The 16,971-nt window shown below is 34.4% G+C and carries 15 protein-coding genes; 13 read left to right on the top strand and 2 right to left on the bottom strand.

Annotation, left to right across the window (positions count from 1 at the left end; translation table 11 throughout):
* The first annotated feature begins 142 nt into the window (after positions 1 to 142).
* Complete coding sequence (katG, locus tag K5R64_RS14440; RefSeq protein ID WP_220764425.1) at positions 143 to 2,362, top strand: catalase/peroxidase HPI; 2,220 nt, start codon at positions 143 to 145, stop codon at positions 2,360 to 2,362.
* A gap of 90 nt (positions 2,363 to 2,452) precedes the next feature.
* Here katG and K5R64_RS14435 read toward each other — a convergent pair whose 3' ends face one another.
* Positions 2,453 to 4,315 (bottom strand): ABC-F family ATP-binding cassette domain-containing protein, encoded by a 1,863-nt coding sequence (locus K5R64_RS14435; RefSeq protein WP_220764424.1) that lies wholly within the window; start codon positions 4,313 to 4,315, stop codon positions 2,453 to 2,455.
* Between the two features lie 877 nt (positions 4,316 to 5,192).
* Between K5R64_RS14435 and K5R64_RS14430 the strand changes: the two genes are divergently transcribed.
* The gene (locus tag K5R64_RS14430) at positions 5,193 to 5,426 is read left to right on the top strand and encodes a helix-turn-helix domain-containing protein (RefSeq protein ID WP_220764423.1); all 234 of its coding nucleotides are present in this window, start codon (positions 5,193 to 5,195) and stop codon (positions 5,424 to 5,426) included.
* Between the two features lie 48 nt (positions 5,427 to 5,474).
* Positions 5,475 to 5,684 (top strand): helix-turn-helix domain-containing protein, encoded by a 210-nt coding sequence (locus K5R64_RS14425; protein ID WP_220764422.1) that lies wholly within the window; start codon positions 5,475 to 5,477, stop codon positions 5,682 to 5,684.
* Between the two features lie 185 nt (positions 5,685 to 5,869).
* On the opposite strand, the gene K5R64_RS14420 is transcribed toward K5R64_RS14425, so the two are convergent.
* Entirely contained in the window at positions 5,870 to 6,334 is a 465-nt protein-coding gene (locus K5R64_RS14420) for a UpxY family transcription antiterminator (protein ID WP_220764421.1), read from the bottom strand.
* Positions 6,335 to 6,833: 499 nt separating this feature from the next.
* On the opposite strand from K5R64_RS14420, the gene K5R64_RS14415 reads away from it, so the two are divergent.
* The 10 genes from K5R64_RS14415 to K5R64_RS14370 all read left to right on the top strand — a co-directional run bounded on the left by K5R64_RS14415 (position 6,834) and on the right by K5R64_RS14370 (position 16,970).
* Complete coding sequence (locus K5R64_RS14415) at positions 6,834 to 7,259, top strand: adenylyltransferase/cytidyltransferase family protein (RefSeq protein ID WP_220764420.1); 426 nt, start codon at positions 6,834 to 6,836, stop codon at positions 7,257 to 7,259.
* Positions 7,259 to 8,263 carry a mannose-1-phosphate guanylyltransferase gene (locus K5R64_RS14410; RefSeq protein ID WP_220764418.1) on the top strand — a complete coding sequence of 335 codons (1,005 nt, stop codon included), beginning with the start codon at positions 7,259 to 7,261 and terminating at the stop codon, positions 8,261 to 8,263. The genes K5R64_RS14415 and K5R64_RS14410 overlap by 1 nt, the downstream gene beginning before the upstream one ends.
* Before the next feature lie 62 nt (positions 8,264 to 8,325).
* The gene (locus tag K5R64_RS14405) at positions 8,326 to 8,661 is read left to right on the top strand and encodes a hypothetical protein (RefSeq protein ID WP_220764417.1); all 336 of its coding nucleotides are present in this window, start codon (positions 8,326 to 8,328) and stop codon (positions 8,659 to 8,661) included.
* Between the two features lie 62 nt (positions 8,662 to 8,723).
* Positions 8,724 to 9,677 (top strand): GDP-L-fucose synthase, encoded by a 954-nt coding sequence (locus K5R64_RS14400; RefSeq protein WP_220764416.1) that lies wholly within the window; start codon positions 8,724 to 8,726, stop codon positions 9,675 to 9,677.
* A 254-nt stretch (positions 9,678 to 9,931) separates the two neighbouring features.
* Entirely contained in the window at positions 9,932 to 11,047 is a 1,116-nt protein-coding gene (gmd, locus tag K5R64_RS14395) for a GDP-mannose 4,6-dehydratase (protein ID WP_220764415.1), read from the top strand.
* Between the two features lie 60 nt (positions 11,048 to 11,107).
* Positions 11,108 to 12,520, top strand: a complete 1,413-nt coding sequence (locus tag K5R64_RS14390) for a UDP-glucose 6-dehydrogenase (RefSeq protein ID WP_220764414.1) — start codon at positions 11,108 to 11,110, stop codon at positions 12,518 to 12,520.
* 29 nt (positions 12,521 to 12,549) lie between these two features.
* Positions 12,550 to 13,839, top strand: a complete 1,290-nt coding sequence (locus K5R64_RS14385) for a polysaccharide biosynthesis protein (RefSeq protein ID WP_220764413.1) — start codon at positions 12,550 to 12,552, stop codon at positions 13,837 to 13,839.
* Entirely contained in the window at positions 13,839 to 14,741 is a 903-nt protein-coding gene (locus K5R64_RS14380) for a glycosyltransferase family A protein (protein ID WP_220764412.1), read from the top strand. Before K5R64_RS14385 ends, K5R64_RS14380 begins: the two co-directional genes overlap by 1 nt.
* A gap of 109 nt (positions 14,742 to 14,850) precedes the next feature.
* The gene (locus K5R64_RS14375; RefSeq protein WP_220764411.1) at positions 14,851 to 15,888 is read left to right on the top strand and encodes a glycosyltransferase family 2 protein; all 1,038 of its coding nucleotides are present in this window, start codon (positions 14,851 to 14,853) and stop codon (positions 15,886 to 15,888) included.
* 26 nt (positions 15,889 to 15,914) lie between these two features.
* Complete coding sequence (locus K5R64_RS14370) at positions 15,915 to 16,970, top strand: acyltransferase (protein WP_220764409.1); 1,056 nt, start codon at positions 15,915 to 15,917, stop codon at positions 16,968 to 16,970.
* Position 16,971: the final 1 nt, after the last annotated feature.

The raw sequence follows: 16,971 nt of genomic DNA, 5'->3' as shown, positions 1-16,971 counted from the left end.
TTTTGTTGTGGTCTTTTTTTTGTTTAAATTTGAGAGACACAGAATAGTGTTATAGTTTTTATCTATTGAATTTTAAATATCGATAGGTTTTTGTGTTATACTTTAGCAAAAGAGAATAATAAAATTTAAATCATATAATATTATGGAAAACATGAGCAATTCAAATGGTGCCGGTAAATGTCCATTTTCAGGTGGTGCCCCTAAGCAAAGTGCAGGAACTGGAACAAGTAATCACGATTGGTGGCCCAATCAATTAAAATTAAACATTCTTCGTCAGCATTCTTCTCTTTCTGATCCGATGGAGGAGGGGTTTGATTATGCTAAAGAATTTCAGAGTTTGGACTTACAAGCGGTTAAGCAAGATCTTTTTGATTTGATGACCGATTCTCAAGATTGGTGGCCGGCAGATTATGGTCATTATGGGCCTTTTTTCATTAGGATGGCTTGGCATAGTGCTGGTACGTATCGAATTGCTGATGGTAGAGGTGGAGGAGGTTCTGGTTCACAACGATTTGCGCCATTGAATAGTTGGCCTGATAATGTGAATTTGGACAAGGCTCGTTTGTTGTTATGGCCAATTAAAAAGAAATACGGGAAGAAAATCTCATGGGCCGATTTGATGATTTTGGCAGGGAATTGCGCTTTAGAATCTATGGGATTAAAGACGTTTGGTTTTGCTGGTGGTCGTGAAGATATATGGGAGCCTGAGTTGGATGTATATTGGGGTTCAGAGAAAGAATGGTTAGGAGACAGCCGATATGAAGGCGACAGAGAACTTGAAAATCCACTTGCAGCGGTACAAATGGGACTTATCTATGTAAATCCTGAAGGCCCTAATGGAAACCCAGATCCTATAGCAGCAGCAAAAGATATTCGAGAAACTTTTGGTCGTATGGCGATGAATGACGAGGAAACCGTTGCTTTGATTGCTGGCGGACATACTTTTGGTAAAACTCATGGAGCCGCCGACCCTAATCAATATGTGGGTGTTGAACCTGGAGGCGCTACTATTGAAGAAATGGGAATGGGATGGAAAAATACTTTTGGTACAGGAAGTGGAGAATATACCATTTCCAGTGGACTAGAGGGAGCTTGGACCACTACGCCTACTAAATGGAGCAATAATTTCTTTGAAAATCTTTTTGGTTACGAATGGGAATTAACTAAGAGTCCTGCAGGTGCTCACCAATGGACTGCCAAAGACGGCGCTGGTGCAGGAAAATATCCAGATGCTCATAATCCGTCAAAAACGCATGCTCCTTTTATGTTAACCACCGATTTGTCATTGCGATTTGATCCAGAGTACGAAAAGATTTCAAGACGTTTTTATGAAAATCCAGATGAATTTGCCGATGCTTTTTCACGTGCTTGGTATAAATTAACCCATCGTGATATGGGACCTATTTCACGTTATTTAGGGCCAGAAGTACCTAAAGAAGAATTAATCTGGCAAGACCCAATTCCTGCCGTTAACCATAAATTGATTGATGCAGATGATGTTAAACTTTTGAAATCAAAAATTATTGCTTCCGGTTTATCAGTATCTCAATTGGTTGCTACCGCTTGGGCTTCGGCATCTACTTTCCGTGGTTCAGATAAGCGTGGAGGGGCTAATGGTGCTCGAATCCGTTTAGCTCCACAAAAAGATTGGGAAGTGAACAATCCTGCTCAATTGTCTTCTGTGTTAAAAGTGTTAGAAGAAATTCAATCTAGTTTTAATGCTTCGCAAACAGATGGTAAAAAAGTATCGTTAGCGGATGTGATTGTCCTAGGTGGCTGTGCTGCAGTAGAGAAAGCAGCTTCTGATGCTGGATATGATGTAAAAGTACCTTTTGCAGCAGGACGAACAGATGCTTCGCAAGAACAAACGGATGTGGAATCTTTTGCAGTTTTGGAGCCAATCGCAGATGGTTTTAGAAATTATTTGAAGACAAAATATACCATTGCAACTGAGGCATTATTAGTAGATAAAGCTCAATTGTTAACATTGACTATCCCTGAATTGACGGTGTTAATAGGCGGAATGCGTGTGTTGGATACCAACTTTGATCATTCTAAACATGGGGTATTTACAAACCGCCCTGGTGTATTGTCGAATGACTTTTTCGTGAATGTACTTGATTATAATACAGCTTGGAAAGCAAGTTCAGATACACAAGAAGTTTTTGAAGGCAAAGATCGTAAAACAGGAACTGTAAAATGGACTGGTACACGAGTGGATTTAATCTTTGGTTCCAACTCTGAATTAAGAGCCATTGCTGAGGTGTATGCTTGTGATGATGCTAAAGCCAAGTTTGTGCAACATTTTGTTGCTGCTTGGAGCAAAGTCATGCATTTGGATCGTTTTGATTTGGCCAAATAAAAGCGACTCATTACAGTAAATAGGAATATTAAAAATCCACAATAGCATTCGTTTTCTATTGTGGATTTTGTTTTATGTTAGATGCTTATTTTAGCCTTCCATCTTTGCGCTTAGTTCAAACCAGCGTTCTTCTTTGGTTTCGATTTTATTGATGATGTTTTGCAGTTCGTTGGCTTTTTTCTCAATATCCGCATCGGCAACTTTACCATCGGCAAAAAGCTGTTCAATCTTAGCCTTGTCCAGTTCTAAATCTTTGATTTCACGTTCAATTTTCTGAAATTCTTTTTGTTCGTTGAAGCTGAGGTTTCCAGTTGGATTTTTTTGTTTCCATTCTTTTTTTTCAACTTTGTTTTCCTCTTTTTGAGCCACATCGGCGCTGTCTTCGTAAGCTCTAAAATCAGAATAGTTTCCAGGGAAATTTTCGATTTCGCCTTGACCTCTAAAAACAAATAAATGATCGACAATTTTGTCCATAAAGTAACGGTCGTGCGATACCACCAATAAACAGCCTGGATAATCTAACAAGAAACTTTCTAATACGTTCAGGGTAACTATATCCAAATCGTTAGTTGGCTCATCCAGAATTAAGAAGTTTGGATTCTGAATCAAAACCGTACATAAATACAAACGTTTTAGTTCGCCACCGCTTAATTTATCGACATAATCGTATTGTTTTTTGTTGTCAAAAAGGAAACGCTCTAGTAATTGAGAAGCCGAAATCAACTTTCCTTTTTTAAGCGGAATGTATTCCCCGTATTCTTTGATGATGTCTATCACACGTTGCCCCGGTTTGGGGTTGATACCACTTTGGGTATAATACCCAATTTTGATGGTTTCGCCCACAACTACTCTTCCGCTATCAAGAGGTAAAGTGCCAGTAACCAAGTTCAAGAAAGTCGATTTTCCTGTTCCGTTTTTCCCAATGATTCCGATGCGTTCTCCAGGTTGGAAATCAAAACTAAAGTTGTCCAAAATCACATGGTCCTTGAACTTTTTAGAGATTTTGTGTAACTCGATAATTTTATTCCCCATGCGCTCCATGTTGATTTCCAGTTCCACCTTGTTCTCCTTACGGCGACTTTGGGCTTTTTCCTTAATTACATAAAAATCGTCTTGACGCGATTTTGATTTGGTTGTTCTCGCTTTGGGTTGGCGACGCATCCATTCTAATTCCTTTACAAAAAGGTTTTGTGCTTTGTCCACACTCGCATTTTCTGAGGCGATACGTTCTTCTTTTTTCTCTAAATAATACGAATAATTTCCTTTGTATTGGTATATTTTTCCATTGTCTAATTCGATGATTTCGTTACACACACGCTCTAAAAAGAAACGGTCGTGTGTCACCATAAACAACGTAATGTTTTCTTTGGCAAAATAACTTTCCAACCACTCAATCATCTCCAAGTCCAAGTGATTCGTAGGCTCATCCAAAATCAATAAATCAGGTCGGTTAATCAAGATAATTGCCAGTGACAAACGCTTTTTTTGCCCACCCGAAAGGTTTTTAACCTTCAGTTTGAAATCTTCGAGTTTTAGTTTGAACAAAATTTGCTTGTATTGGGTCTCAAAATCCCAAGCGTTGTGCCTGTCCATAGCATCAAAGGCTTTTTGGTAGGCCTCTTCGTCTTCAGGATTTTCTAATGCTTTTTCGTACGCTTCAATGACCTTTAAAGTCTCATTGTCCGATGCAAAAATACTTTCCTCTATCGTCAACTCGTCTTGCAAATTATTGTCTTGTGACAAAAACGCCATACGGATGCTCTTACGCAATACAACTTGCCCTGTATCCGGCTCGTCAAAACCATTGATGATGTTCATAATGGTCGTTTTTCCCGAACCATTTTTGGCAATAAAAGCAATTTTTTGGTCTTTGTTGATTCCAAAAGAGATGTTGTCAAATAGCGTGCGTTCGCCATAAGACTTTGATATGTTTTCGACTGAAAGATAATTCACTAGAGTAATTTTTTTGCAAAAGTAAGCTATTCAATTGTAAATGGAAGGGAAGTAAGGAATAAAAACGGTAGTTTGTAGAACACCGCTCATTCGCAAATTTTTTAAAAAAATTGAACCGCCTAAAAGTGGAATTAGAGCCAATTTAATCATTTCCTGATACAAGAAATAATTAGCGAATCTACGGTTAACTTATTCTCCGCTGGGTTTGTTTCATTTCATCGGTGTATTTTCTACAAAGTACAATATTCAATTGTAAAAGGAAGGGAATGAAGTAAAGTTTTAAATGAATTTATAAAATACCGGGGGTATTAATGTGTCTTATTTCTTCTTTTTTTCTTACGTTTTAGTTTTTTGCATGATTGATAATGAGAAATAGTAAAAGAGTTATTCTTACAATAGTGTCGCATTTTTTGAAGTAACATATACTTTTTGTTTTATTTGTAAGAAATTATTTAGTATAGTGTGGTTTATCGAGAATAGTAACCTTTTCGTCAGATAGTTATTATTTTTTTTTTTTGCTGAATTGTAATTGTTTTAATATTATCAAATATTTAAAGAATTGGTTTAAAAACAAGTTTTTATTGAAGTTTTCATTGTTAAATTAATGTTTTCCATGTTATTTAATGGTTAAATTAAAAATTTCACTAAAAATTATTATATGTTTTTATTTTGAAAGTTTTTTTTATCACATTCTTTTTTTATCAGTATTTTTTTAGAAAAAAGAAAATATAAAGTGAAATAAATAATTGTTTTTTTAATCATTAAAGCGCAATTGAATTAACATTAAAAATAAATACCATGGGAAATAATATTAAAAGGATTTCGACAATCCTGAGAATATAAAAAGCAGGATAAGTATTAATTAAATCTTTTTGTTATGGCAAAATCGAATGTGTACCTAAACATAAGGAAAATTAGAGAATTAAAAAATCTAACTAGGGAGTATGTTGCTGGAGAGCTTAAAATGAGTATGAGTGGTTATGGAAAAATTGAAAGAGGGGAAGTTGATTTAACGGTTACTAAGTTGATGGAAATTTCTAAAGTTTTAGATGTCTCCATCGAATTCATCTTTAAGTTTGATGTCACTATTTTTTTTAATGAAACAAAGTAACATGCGATACCAAAATGATTAATAAAGAATAATTTAATTTATAAGATTATGGAAGCAAATAAAATCTATAAGAATATAAAAGAATATCGTGAGAAGAACAATTACAGTCTTGATTTTGTTGCCATTCAAATGGAAATGAGCGTAAAAATGTATTCGAAAATTGAAAGAGGTAAAGTAGATTTGAAATTGTCAAAACTTGATAAATTAGCTAAAGTTTTGGGAGTTAAAAAAAGTGATGTTTGTAAGCTATCCTTCTAATTTTGGCTTATTCTAATATAAGTGAGGTATTGATTTAATGGGATGCCTAAGAAAAGGCATACTTTACCACCCAGGATAGAAATGATTCCTCATTTTAAAGTCTTTTTTTATAAAATATAAATACGCAATAGCATTAACAATTAAAGCTATTAAAAAAGGCAAGGGTTGGTATAAAAGTAGGTCTGTTAATATTTTACCTTCAGAACATAACCCAAAGATTCTAATATCAAAACATAATGTGTTTTAGTAATATCTTTAATTACTGCCGTTTGCTCACAAAATGGACCCGAATGTAATTTGATTTTTTGTCCAATTTGGTATTGCATAACTGAAATTTCCGTAGCTGTATCTCCAGCGCTAAGCCATTCTTTTATCGTCTCAATTTCTTTGTCTTTTACGATAGCATGGGCTCCTAACCAAAACAAATAACGTAAAACACCTGGTGATAAAAATACTTTATTCCTATCTTTTTCCAATAACTGAACAAAGATATAATTGCTAAATAAAGGAACTTCTTTTTTAATCTTACGATCGGATCTTTGTATTACCTTTTTTATCATTGGGCAATAACAGTTTATTCCCAGCTGCGTTAATTGATCACTGGCTCTTTTTTCCCATTTTGGTTTGGTGAAGACTACATACCATTTCATGCTACTAAATTTTTGAGTTTTTAATTATTGTGTGGGTTGTAAGGTTTTTATAGTGATTTGATGTGGGTCTGAAACACGTAAATCACTAAGGCTGATTGTTGTAAATTTAATTTTTACAACTCTTTTTTAAAGGCGGTTTTAATAGCAATTTGTCCTTATTAAGGATTTTTAACCACTAAAATCATCCTTTTTTCACTTGTACTCTATCTAATTTTGACATTGTAGTTATTGCTAAAACAATACTATTATAATGATTTGAATTCTTAAATTTTTGAAACTAGAAATCAAAATCATTTTGCAAAAATTGAGCAACTGAATTTTTCTTTTTTGCAAGTTTTATTTTTTCTTTTTTGGATAGTAAAATGTAACTATTCACGGGGAACCCTTATCCTTTTCTGTAAAAAACAGCATCTTTTAAGTATTTTTTTGGTAGTTCTGCGCTACTATTTATAATAATCAATACACAAAAAATTAATTGTTTAATTTAAATCTAATACAAATGAAAATTGGAATAACCTTTAGTGCTTTTGATTTGTTACATGCAGGGCACGTTAAAATGCTTGAAGAAGCTAAACTTAATTGTGATTACTTAATTGTAGGTTTACAGACTGATCCTACTATAGATCGACCTACCAAAAACAAACCTACCCAAACAGTAGTTGAACGATACATACAATTGAAAGCTTGCAAATTTGTGGATGAAATTGTCCCTTATGCTACTGAACAAGATTTAGAAGATATATTGAAGTCTTTTACAATTGATTTGCGAATTGTAGGCGATGAATATAAAGACAAAGATTTCACAGGAAGAAAATATTGTGAAGAAAAGGGAATCACACTTTATTTCAATGCAAGAGATCACCGTTTTTCTAGTACCAATTTGCGTCATGAGGTATATCAAAAAGAACTTTTAAATTCACACTAATGGCAGTTACTCACCAAATTACTCACGTAGTTTTGACTGGAGGAATTGGAAGTAGATTGTGGCCTCTTTCTCGTAAAAGCATGCCAAAACAATATTTGAAACTTTTTGCAGGAGAATCTCTTTTTGAAAAAACAATAAATCGTAATGGCGCATTTTCTAATAATACCATCGTCGTTGGAAATATTGAAAATTACAAATTGACGGATATCCTGATGTCAAAAATGGAGAAACCTTTTATTCACATCGTTGAGGCCATTCCACGAAATACGGCTGCGGCAATTGCTTTTGCTGCCTTTGCCTCAAAACCAGACGATATTTTATTGGTTACCCCATCTGACCATGTTATAGAAGGTAGCGATTTATACGAAAGTGCTTTGAAACAGGCGATTGTGTTAGCAAATCAAGATTATCTAGTGACTTTTGGAATAAAACCTACCAAGCCAGAAACAGGATATGGTTATATTGAATTTGATCATGAAAATGTAATTGCATTTCATGAAAAACCAAGTTTAGAAATAGCGACGAAATATCTGGAGACAAAAAAATATTTTTGGAACAGTGGTTTGTTTTGTTTTAAAGCTGCAAAATTTTTAAGTGAACTGGAAAAACAGGAACCTGAAGTTTTCTTAGCCTCTAAAGCAGCTTGGAAAGCCAACAAAAATGGGTTCTTGGATTATAATTTGTCTATAAAAATACCCTCCATCAGTGTTGATTATGCCGTTATGGAAAGAACCAAAGCGATAAAAATGGTTCCCTCTCGGTTTGATTGGTCTGATTTGGGTTCTTTTGAATCGGTATATGATTACCTCGTCCAAAAAGGTCATCCTATGGATACCAATAGCAACATCGTTATAGGAACCTCTCGACATACTAGTTTTGTAGGTCTTAAAAATTGTATTTTAATCTATACTGATGATGCTTTAATGGTTTTGCAAAAAGAAAATTCCCAAGATGTAAAAGATGTTTACCAAGAATTAAAATCAATTGCTTCACCATTATTGTAAAAACGACTTTCATGAAATTGATTTAAATAATTTGGGAATATTTCCCCTTTAAATGAAATGAGATGATTACTTCTAAAGAATTTGAATTAGCGATTAAAATTATTGCAGAATATAAATTGCAGATGGATAATCAGTTAAAAGAAATTCTGCATACCACTGAGAAAATTAATATTCAAGAGGATATGCGAGGTGGAATGTTTAGAGTGCTTCAAAAATATTACAAGGCGCATTACGATATTAAACTTTGTTGGGAAGATCTAAAGACAATGGAGCGAAGCCTTTTAGAAAAAATTGATTTTGATAAAATGAAACTCATTAAAGGATGCGGGCGTATTTCCTTGTTTAATTTTAAAAAACTAATGGTGTCTCATTCCGTATTAAAGGAAGAAGATTTATAAGAGGGAGTTTCTACTATCACACAAAATTTTAAACTAATTTTATTTATAAAAAGATAGCACTGATGATTGACAAAAATTCAATAATATATATTGCTGGACATAAAGGAATGGTGGGAAGCGCAATTTGGAGAATTTTATCCCAAAAGGGCTATAATAATCTAGTGGGTGCATCAAGTAGTGAAGTAAATTTGACGGAACAACAAGAGATTAGAGCGTATTTACATACTATAAAACCTGATGTCATCATCGATGCTGCTGCAAAAGTGGGAGGTATTCAGGCCAATAATAATTTTCCGTATCAATTTTTGATGGAAAATATGCAAATACAAAACAATCTTATTCATGAAGCCCATCTTTTAGGAGTTTCAAAATTTATTTTTTTAGGAAGTTCTTGTGTTTATCCCAAAATGGCACCACAACCCTTAAAAGAGGACTATCTATTGACTTCTCCTCTGGAGCCTACAAACGAGTGGTATGCATTAGCAAAAATTAGTGGTATTAAAGCATGTGAAGCAATTCGCAAACAATTCAATAAGGATTTTGTGAGTTTGATGCCTACCAACTTATACGGCACGCACGATAATTTTGATTTAAACAGTTCACATGTGTTGCCTGCTATGATTCGAAAATTCCATGAAGCCAAACAAAATAATAATGCTGTAGTAGTGCTTTGGGGTACTGGGACTCCCATGAGAGAGTTTCTTTTTGTGGATGATATGGCGTCGGCCGTTGTTTTTGCTTTGGAAAACCAACTTCCTGATTATTTGTATAATGTAGGAACAGGTGAAGATCTTACCATTAAAGAATTAGCACTTATCATTCAAAAAATTATCGGACATACAGGGGATATTCTCTGGGATGATACCAAGCCTAACGGTACTCCAAGAAAATTAATGGATGTCTCAAAAATGCACCAAATCGGTTGGAAACACCAAGTTTCTTTAGAAAAGGGGATTCATAAAACCTATAATTGGTTTTTAGAAAACAGTGAAAATTTCAAACAAGTTCGGTATTAGTAGTTTGCTTTCGCTTACTATCGAATAAAAATCTCATAAAATAATAAAATTGCCTGTTGCGACTTCTCGTGCAGCTATTGCTATGTCTTAGCTCATTCGATTCAATTGCTTTTTAATGATTATTTTCTGAGTACCTGAAACAAGTCATTAAAAAACAGTTCTTCATTCTTTTTTGTTTCATCCCGAAAAAAATCGAACTGACTTTTTCAAAATGGCACACCACAAGGATGTCCTATAATTTTAAAATCAATCCAATGAAAAAAACCGCCCTCATAACCGGAGTCACAGGACAAGATGGAGCCTATTTAAGTGAATTTCTACTAAAAAAAGGCTATCAAGTACACGGATTAAAAAGACGTACTTCTTTGTTTAATACAGACAGAATTGATCATCTCTATGAAGACCCTCATGTTGAAAATAGAAATTTCATTTTGCATTATGGCGATATGACTGATAGTACTAATCTCATCCGATTGATTCAAGAAATTCAGCCTGATGAAATTTACAATTTAGCGGCTATGAGTCATGTTGCAGTTTCATTTGAAACACCAGAATATACTGGAAATGCCGATGGTTTAGGAACCTTACGCATTTTAGATGCTGTTCGATTATTGGGATTGGAAAAAAAGACTCGTATTTACCAAGCCTCCACCTCAGAGTTGTACGGAAAAGTACAAGAAGTACCGCAATCAGAAACGACTCCTTTTTACCCGCGTTCACCTTATGCAGTTGCTAAGATGTATGCTTTTTGGATTACAGTAAATTACAGAGAAGCCTACGGAATGTATGCGTGTAACGGAATACTTTTTAATCACGAATCACCCATTCGAGGGGAAACGTTTGTTACTCGTAAAATTACACGAGCAGCCAGCAGAATTGCATTAGGCTTACAAGATAAATTTTATTTAGGAAACTTAGATGCTCGTCGTGACTGGGGACACGCCAAAGATTATGTACGGATGATGTGGATGATTTTACAAGCAGATGCGCCTGAAGATTGGGTAATTGCTACAGGAGTCACCACTCCAGTTCGTGAATTTGTCCGAATGAGTTTTGCCGAAGTTGGAATTGAACTGGAATTTGTAGGTCAAGGAATAGAAGAAAAAGCTTTTGTCAAATACTGTAGTCATCCCGATTATCAATTAGAAATTGGTAAAGAAGTATTGGCAGTAGATCCCAAGTATTTTAGACCTACCGAAGTGGATTTACTAATAGGCGATCCTACAAAAGCCAAAACTAAATTGGGCTGGGAATGTAAATACGATTTAGCAGCATTGGTTAAAGATATGATGCAATCGGATTTAATGTTGATGAAAAAAGATCAATTTCTGAAAGTAGGAGGATATGCGACTCTAAATTATTTTGAATAGGTAAATTATTAATGATCAAACAAAGGCAAAGTTTTTCTGCTTGTAAAAAAAAATAGCATTATGAAAATTAAAAATATTTGTTGCTTAGGGGCTGGATATGTTGGTGGCCCTACCATGTCTGTTATCGCTCTAAAATGTCCAGAGATAAAGGTAACGGTAGTTGATTTAAACGAAGCTCGAATCGCGGCATGGAATGATGAAGACCTGGATAAATTACCAGTTTATGAGCCAGGTTTGGCAGAGGTTGTGGCCGAAGCTAGAGGGCGTAATTTGTTTTTTTCAACCGAGGTAGATGCTGCTATTGAAGCAGCTGACATGATTTTTATCGCTGTAAATACACCTACCAAAACCTATGGAGAAGGTAAAGGGATGGCTGCTGACCTTAAATTTGTCGAATTATGCGCCAGACAAATCGCTCGAGTGGCTAAAAATGATAAAATTATTGTCGAAAAATCGACACTTCCTGTACGAACAGCCCAAACGTTACAAACCATATTAGACAGTACCGGAAATGGCGTTAAGTTTGAAGTACTTTCTAATCCCGAGTTTTTGGCCGAAGGAACAGCTATCGAAGATTTGTTCTATGCTGATCGCGTACTAATAGGAGGAAAACAAACAGAAAGTGGAAAAAAAGCCATCCAATGTTTGGTTGATATTTATGCCCATTGGTTATCCCCAAAACAGATTTTAACAACCAATGTATGGTCTTCGGAATTATCAAAATTGACCGCCAATGCCTTTTTAGCACAACGTATTTCGTCTATTAATGCTTTATCGGCTTTGTGTGAAGCGACAGAAGCGGATGTCGATGAAGTAGCCAATGCTATAGGAACTGACAGTCGTATTGGACCTAAATTCCTGAAAGCTTCCGTTGGTTTTGGTGGTTCTTGTTTTCAAAAAGACATTTTGAACTTAGTGTATTTGTGTCGCTATTTTAATTTACCTGAAGTAGCCAATTATTGGGAGCATGTTATCATTTTAAATGATTACCAAAAATACCGTTTTGCAAAAAAAATTATTACAACTCTTTTCAATACGGTAAGCGGGAAAAAAATTGCCTTCCTCGGTTGGGCATTCAAAAAAGATACCAATGATACCAGGGAATCTGCGGCGATTTATGTTGCGGAACATTTGATTGAAGATGGAGCTGAAATTCACGTGTATGACCCCAAAGTATCTGAAGAAAAAATCAAAGCAGATATGAGTTATTTGTGGGATTTAAAAGGACTAACCGAAAAGAAAATAGCTTCTAAACTCAAACAAATTATCGTCTATAAATCCCCTATGGAAGCAATGAATGAAGCACACGCCGTTGCGATTTTAACGGAATGGGATGAGTTTAAAACTTATGATTGGGAAGCAATTTATGCCAATATGTACAAGCCCGCATTTGTTTTTGATGGTCGAAATATTTTAGATGTAGAAAAATTAAGTGCTATTGGTTTTGAGATAAAAGGAATAGGAAAAGGATAATAAAAGTTTTGAGAAACAAGTACCTGAGTATGAACAAAGCTTTTGATAAAGTAAGAAACCATCGCCACTACGATAAGGGAATAGATGTACTAAAGTTAGTTTCCATTGTAGGAAGTACCGAAATTATTTTAAAAGGAGTTGGATTTATTACAGGGATTTTGATTGTGAGATTACTACCTATTCAAGAATATGCCTTTTATACCTTAGCCAATACAATGCTGGGTACTTTAGTGGTTTTTACAGATTCTGGTATCTCCAATGGCGTCATGGCATTGAGTGGAAAAGAGTGGAAAGACCCTAAAAAACTAGGCGTTATTCTTGCCACAGGATTAGATTTAAGGAAGAAATTTGCTGCGGTAACCTTAGTAATTGCCACTCCGATTATTCTTTATTTATTGGTAAAAAATAATGCCAGTTGGTTGTCTGCTGCTTTAATAATGCTATCGTTAATTCCTGCTTTTTACGCTGCTTTATCAGATTCGTTGTTAGAAATTACGCCCAAATTACATCAAGATATTGAGAGCTTACAAAAAAATCAATTAAAAGTAGGTTTGGGTAGGTTGTTACTAACACTTTCAACCATTTTTATATTCCCTTTTACATTTGTTATTGTCCTAGCTTCTGGATTACCTCAAATTTATGGGAATCTAAAATTGAAGAAAATCAACAGTAAGTTTGTTGACGTACATCAAAAACCAGATGCAACAGTTAGAAAAGATATTTTAGCAATAGTTTATAAATTATTACCTAATATCGTCTTTTTTGCCTTTTCAGGACAAATTGTTATTTGGATATTATCGGTTTTTGGAAATTCTAATGAGTTAGCTAGTATTGGCGCATTAGGAAGGTTTTCACTCTTAATAGGACTTTTTACGAGCGTATTGTCAACCCTTTTTATTCCTCGTTTTTCCAGATTAGACGAAAATAAATCGCTCATAATAAAAGCTTTTCTGTTTTTTCAAGCCCTGCTTTTTGTGTTTTCGATAGTGGTAATTCTTTTTGTGTTTTTGTTCCCCACTCAAATGTTATGGGTTTTAGGTTCTTCTTATAGTGATTTATCTACGGAACTTTTTCTAATTATTTTGTCCAATTGTATTGGCTTAATTGCATCCATGACAGGAAATTTGATGGGAAGTAGAGGTCATTTTTTGAATCCTATCCTAGTTATAGCAATGAATTTGTTAACGGTAACTGCTGCTTTTTTTATTTGGGATTTAGCAACACTTCGAGGGATTTTATACTACAGCATTTTATACCAATGTATTTCATTGGCAGTAAATTATAGTTTTAGTTTTTATAAATTAATAGTAAATAAATAATGATCAATCCACTGATAAGCGTTATAGTTCCAGCGTACAATGCAGCTGAATTTTTGCAAGAAACCTTGGAATCTGTAAAACAGCAAACGTATTCCAACTGGGAAATTATTTTGGTAAATGATTGTTCTACAGATGCCACACTCCAAAAAGCAAACGAATTTTCACAGGGAGTTAGTAATGTTGTCAAAGTAATTACGAATGAAAAAAACTCAGGAGTAAGTGTTTCTCGAAATGTTGCCGTGGCCAATGCCTCGGGGAGTTGGTTGGCTTTGTTAGACAGCGATGATGTTTGGCTACCGAACCATTTAGAAACACTAGTAGCTACTATTACTCAAGATGCAACAATTAAAATGGCTTATGCGGGATGTCTTGTTTTTTTAGACAAGGTAGAGAACATCATATTTAAGCAAGAAATTAGCGTAGCGATGCTACAAGATTTTAATGTTTCATTGTTTACACATCAAATAGGGATAAATCCCTGTACTGCAATAATCGAAAAAAAAACGTGGGAATCTGTAGGGGGGATGATTCAAGAAGTGCATCCAGCCGAGGACAAAGAATTGTTTTTTAGAATTGCCAGAACGGGAAATAAAATAGCGTATTCAGGGCACCATACCGCACTTTACCGCAAACATTCTTCAGGAAATGCGGCTTCCAATAATGAAGTTAAAATGGTTTTAGCCTTAATTAAAATTTATGCCAAACATTTTGATTGGAAAGAAATTCCACTGAAGATTCGAATGGAGCAATTGGCCAGCACCCATTTAGGCTACGCTAGGCTTGTTCATAAAAATGACTTGAAAACAGCAAAACAACATAGTTTAAAAGCTTTTCAAATTAATAAGTCCGTAAAAAACGCAAGCTATTTCACGGGGTATTATCTCTGGTCATTATTAGGTTAACTAAAACATCGGCTTGAATAGAATGCATTTTTAAGGGGTTCTAAAATAATTCTCAACCAGACCTGATTATATCAAACAATAACGTAAACATTATAAAATAGTATTTCAAATGAATCTAGCTGTCAAATCTTCTCCCAAAATTACTGTTTTGATGCCCGTGTACAATTGTGAACTGTATGTAGGGGAGGCTATCGAAAGTATTTTGAACCAAACGTACACTGATTTTGAGCTTTTAATAATTGACGATGCGTCTAAGGATGCTACCGTCTCAATTGTAAAAAGTTATAACGATTCTCGAATTCAATTGATTGAAAAACCAATTAATACGGGCTATACTAATAGTTTGAATCACGGACTTAAAATAGCAAGAGGCGAGTATATAGCTAGGATGGATGGGGATGATATTTGTATGCCCGAACGTTTTTTCAAACAAGTTAGTTATTTAGAGTCCCATCCAGAAACGGTATTATGTGCTACGGCTTTCAAAGTAATTGGTAGGGAAGTTTATTTTAGTTCTCCTGAAGAACACGATGCAATCAAATTAGCCTTTTTAGAAGGGAATTGCATTTGTCATTCTTCTATAATGATGCGCAAGGCAACTTTAGATGCTCATGATATCATATACGACAAAACCAAAGAACCTGCTGAAGATTATGCCATGTGGATTAAGTTGTTGTTCTTAGGGAAGCTCTATATTTTACCCGAAATATTAGTGGAATATCGCGTTTATGCGAATCAAGTTTCGGCTAAAAGAGCGGAAGAACAAATGAAAATCGACATCCAGTTAAAGTTTGAATTATTGAACCATTTGGATATTACGATAACTCCAGAAGAGTACCAATTTTTGGAAAAATACTATAGAAACACGCAATGTGTTGATTATAATGAATTGGTGATTTTTAAAAAATTACAAAAAAAATTAAGTCAATCCAATGCTGCTGGTTTTTTTGAACCCAAGGCATTTCAACGCTATTTATCACAATTAGAAGTAAACGTGATGAATAGGTATTTTAACAATTACTTCCGTTATAGTCCTATTTTATATGTTAAGTATCTTATGTCAAAATGGAATTGGAAAACCCAGATACATCGAAATGAAGAAGTGAAGCTGTTTGTTAAATGTTTGATATTTAAAAAAGTAGCTTAAGTTTTGAACAGCTAAATCAATCTGTGATGAAAAAATATTTTTACTCTGAAGCAACATTTACAAGTTCTACATGGGCTTTATTAGCGATAACACGTTTTTTATTAGCATTTATCGTAATGATAAGCTTTGGACATTTAGATCGGTTTGTAAACACAAATAGTGTATTTGCTATCATTCGTGAATTTGGAGGAAAAGGAGCTGTAATGGTTTTTTTAATGATTTCAGGTATTTCTGTTGGTGTATCAATCATGAAAAGCAAAGAGGGATTCTTAAAAAGACGTTTTTTACGAATCTATCCTTTGTATTTTATGGCAGTGTTATTAACTGTTTTTTTACAATTTTATCTAGGAAGTCCTTATACCGTCAAAGACACTACTTTCATCGCAACGGGAAATTTAACTAGCATCAGTAATTTTTTATTATTGCAAGGGATTGCAAGTATATCACTTACATATAACAGTCCTCTTTGGTCAATTAGCGTAGAGTTTTTTCTATATCTCATTTTGCCATTTATTTATAAACTGCGGTTACCATTTGTTTATTTGATTGCATTACTTTCTGTGGTTTGCTATGTGGCTCATACGCAACTATTTGCATTAGAGCTGTATGGAGTAAAACACCTTATATATGCATGGCCATTTATCATTGGATACCTTGTAGCGGTCAAAAAACAATTTTATGGAGTTATTCCTTTAATCTTAATAGGGACGGCCGGTATTTATTATAATTTTTTAAGGGAAGTAGTCATCGAAAAATTCACATTTATTTGGTTCTTGCTCACTACAGGAATGGTAATTAGCTTCTTGTTTGCTAAAATAAAATTAAGCAAGTCTATCAAAGAGTGGTTTAATTACTTAGGCGAACTTTCGTATCCCCTGTATTTATTTCACATTCCCTTATATTTTATAGGCTATCATATTGGGATTCGGGAGGCTTATCTTTTTGTTTGTTTCGCAATTTTACTTTGTATTCCAATCAATTATATTTTCGATATCTGGCTAAAAAATAAGTTTTGGAAACCATTATTCAACAATTTTGGATGGTTAAAGAATCGGTTTTCATTTCCACTTACCGACAATTAAG

The organism is Flavobacterium sp. UMI-01, assembly GCF_019656315.1.
Classification (GTDB): Bacteria; Bacteroidota; Bacteroidia; order Flavobacteriales; family Flavobacteriaceae; genus Flavobacterium.
This window is presented reverse-complemented; position numbering and strand designations above follow the sequence as displayed.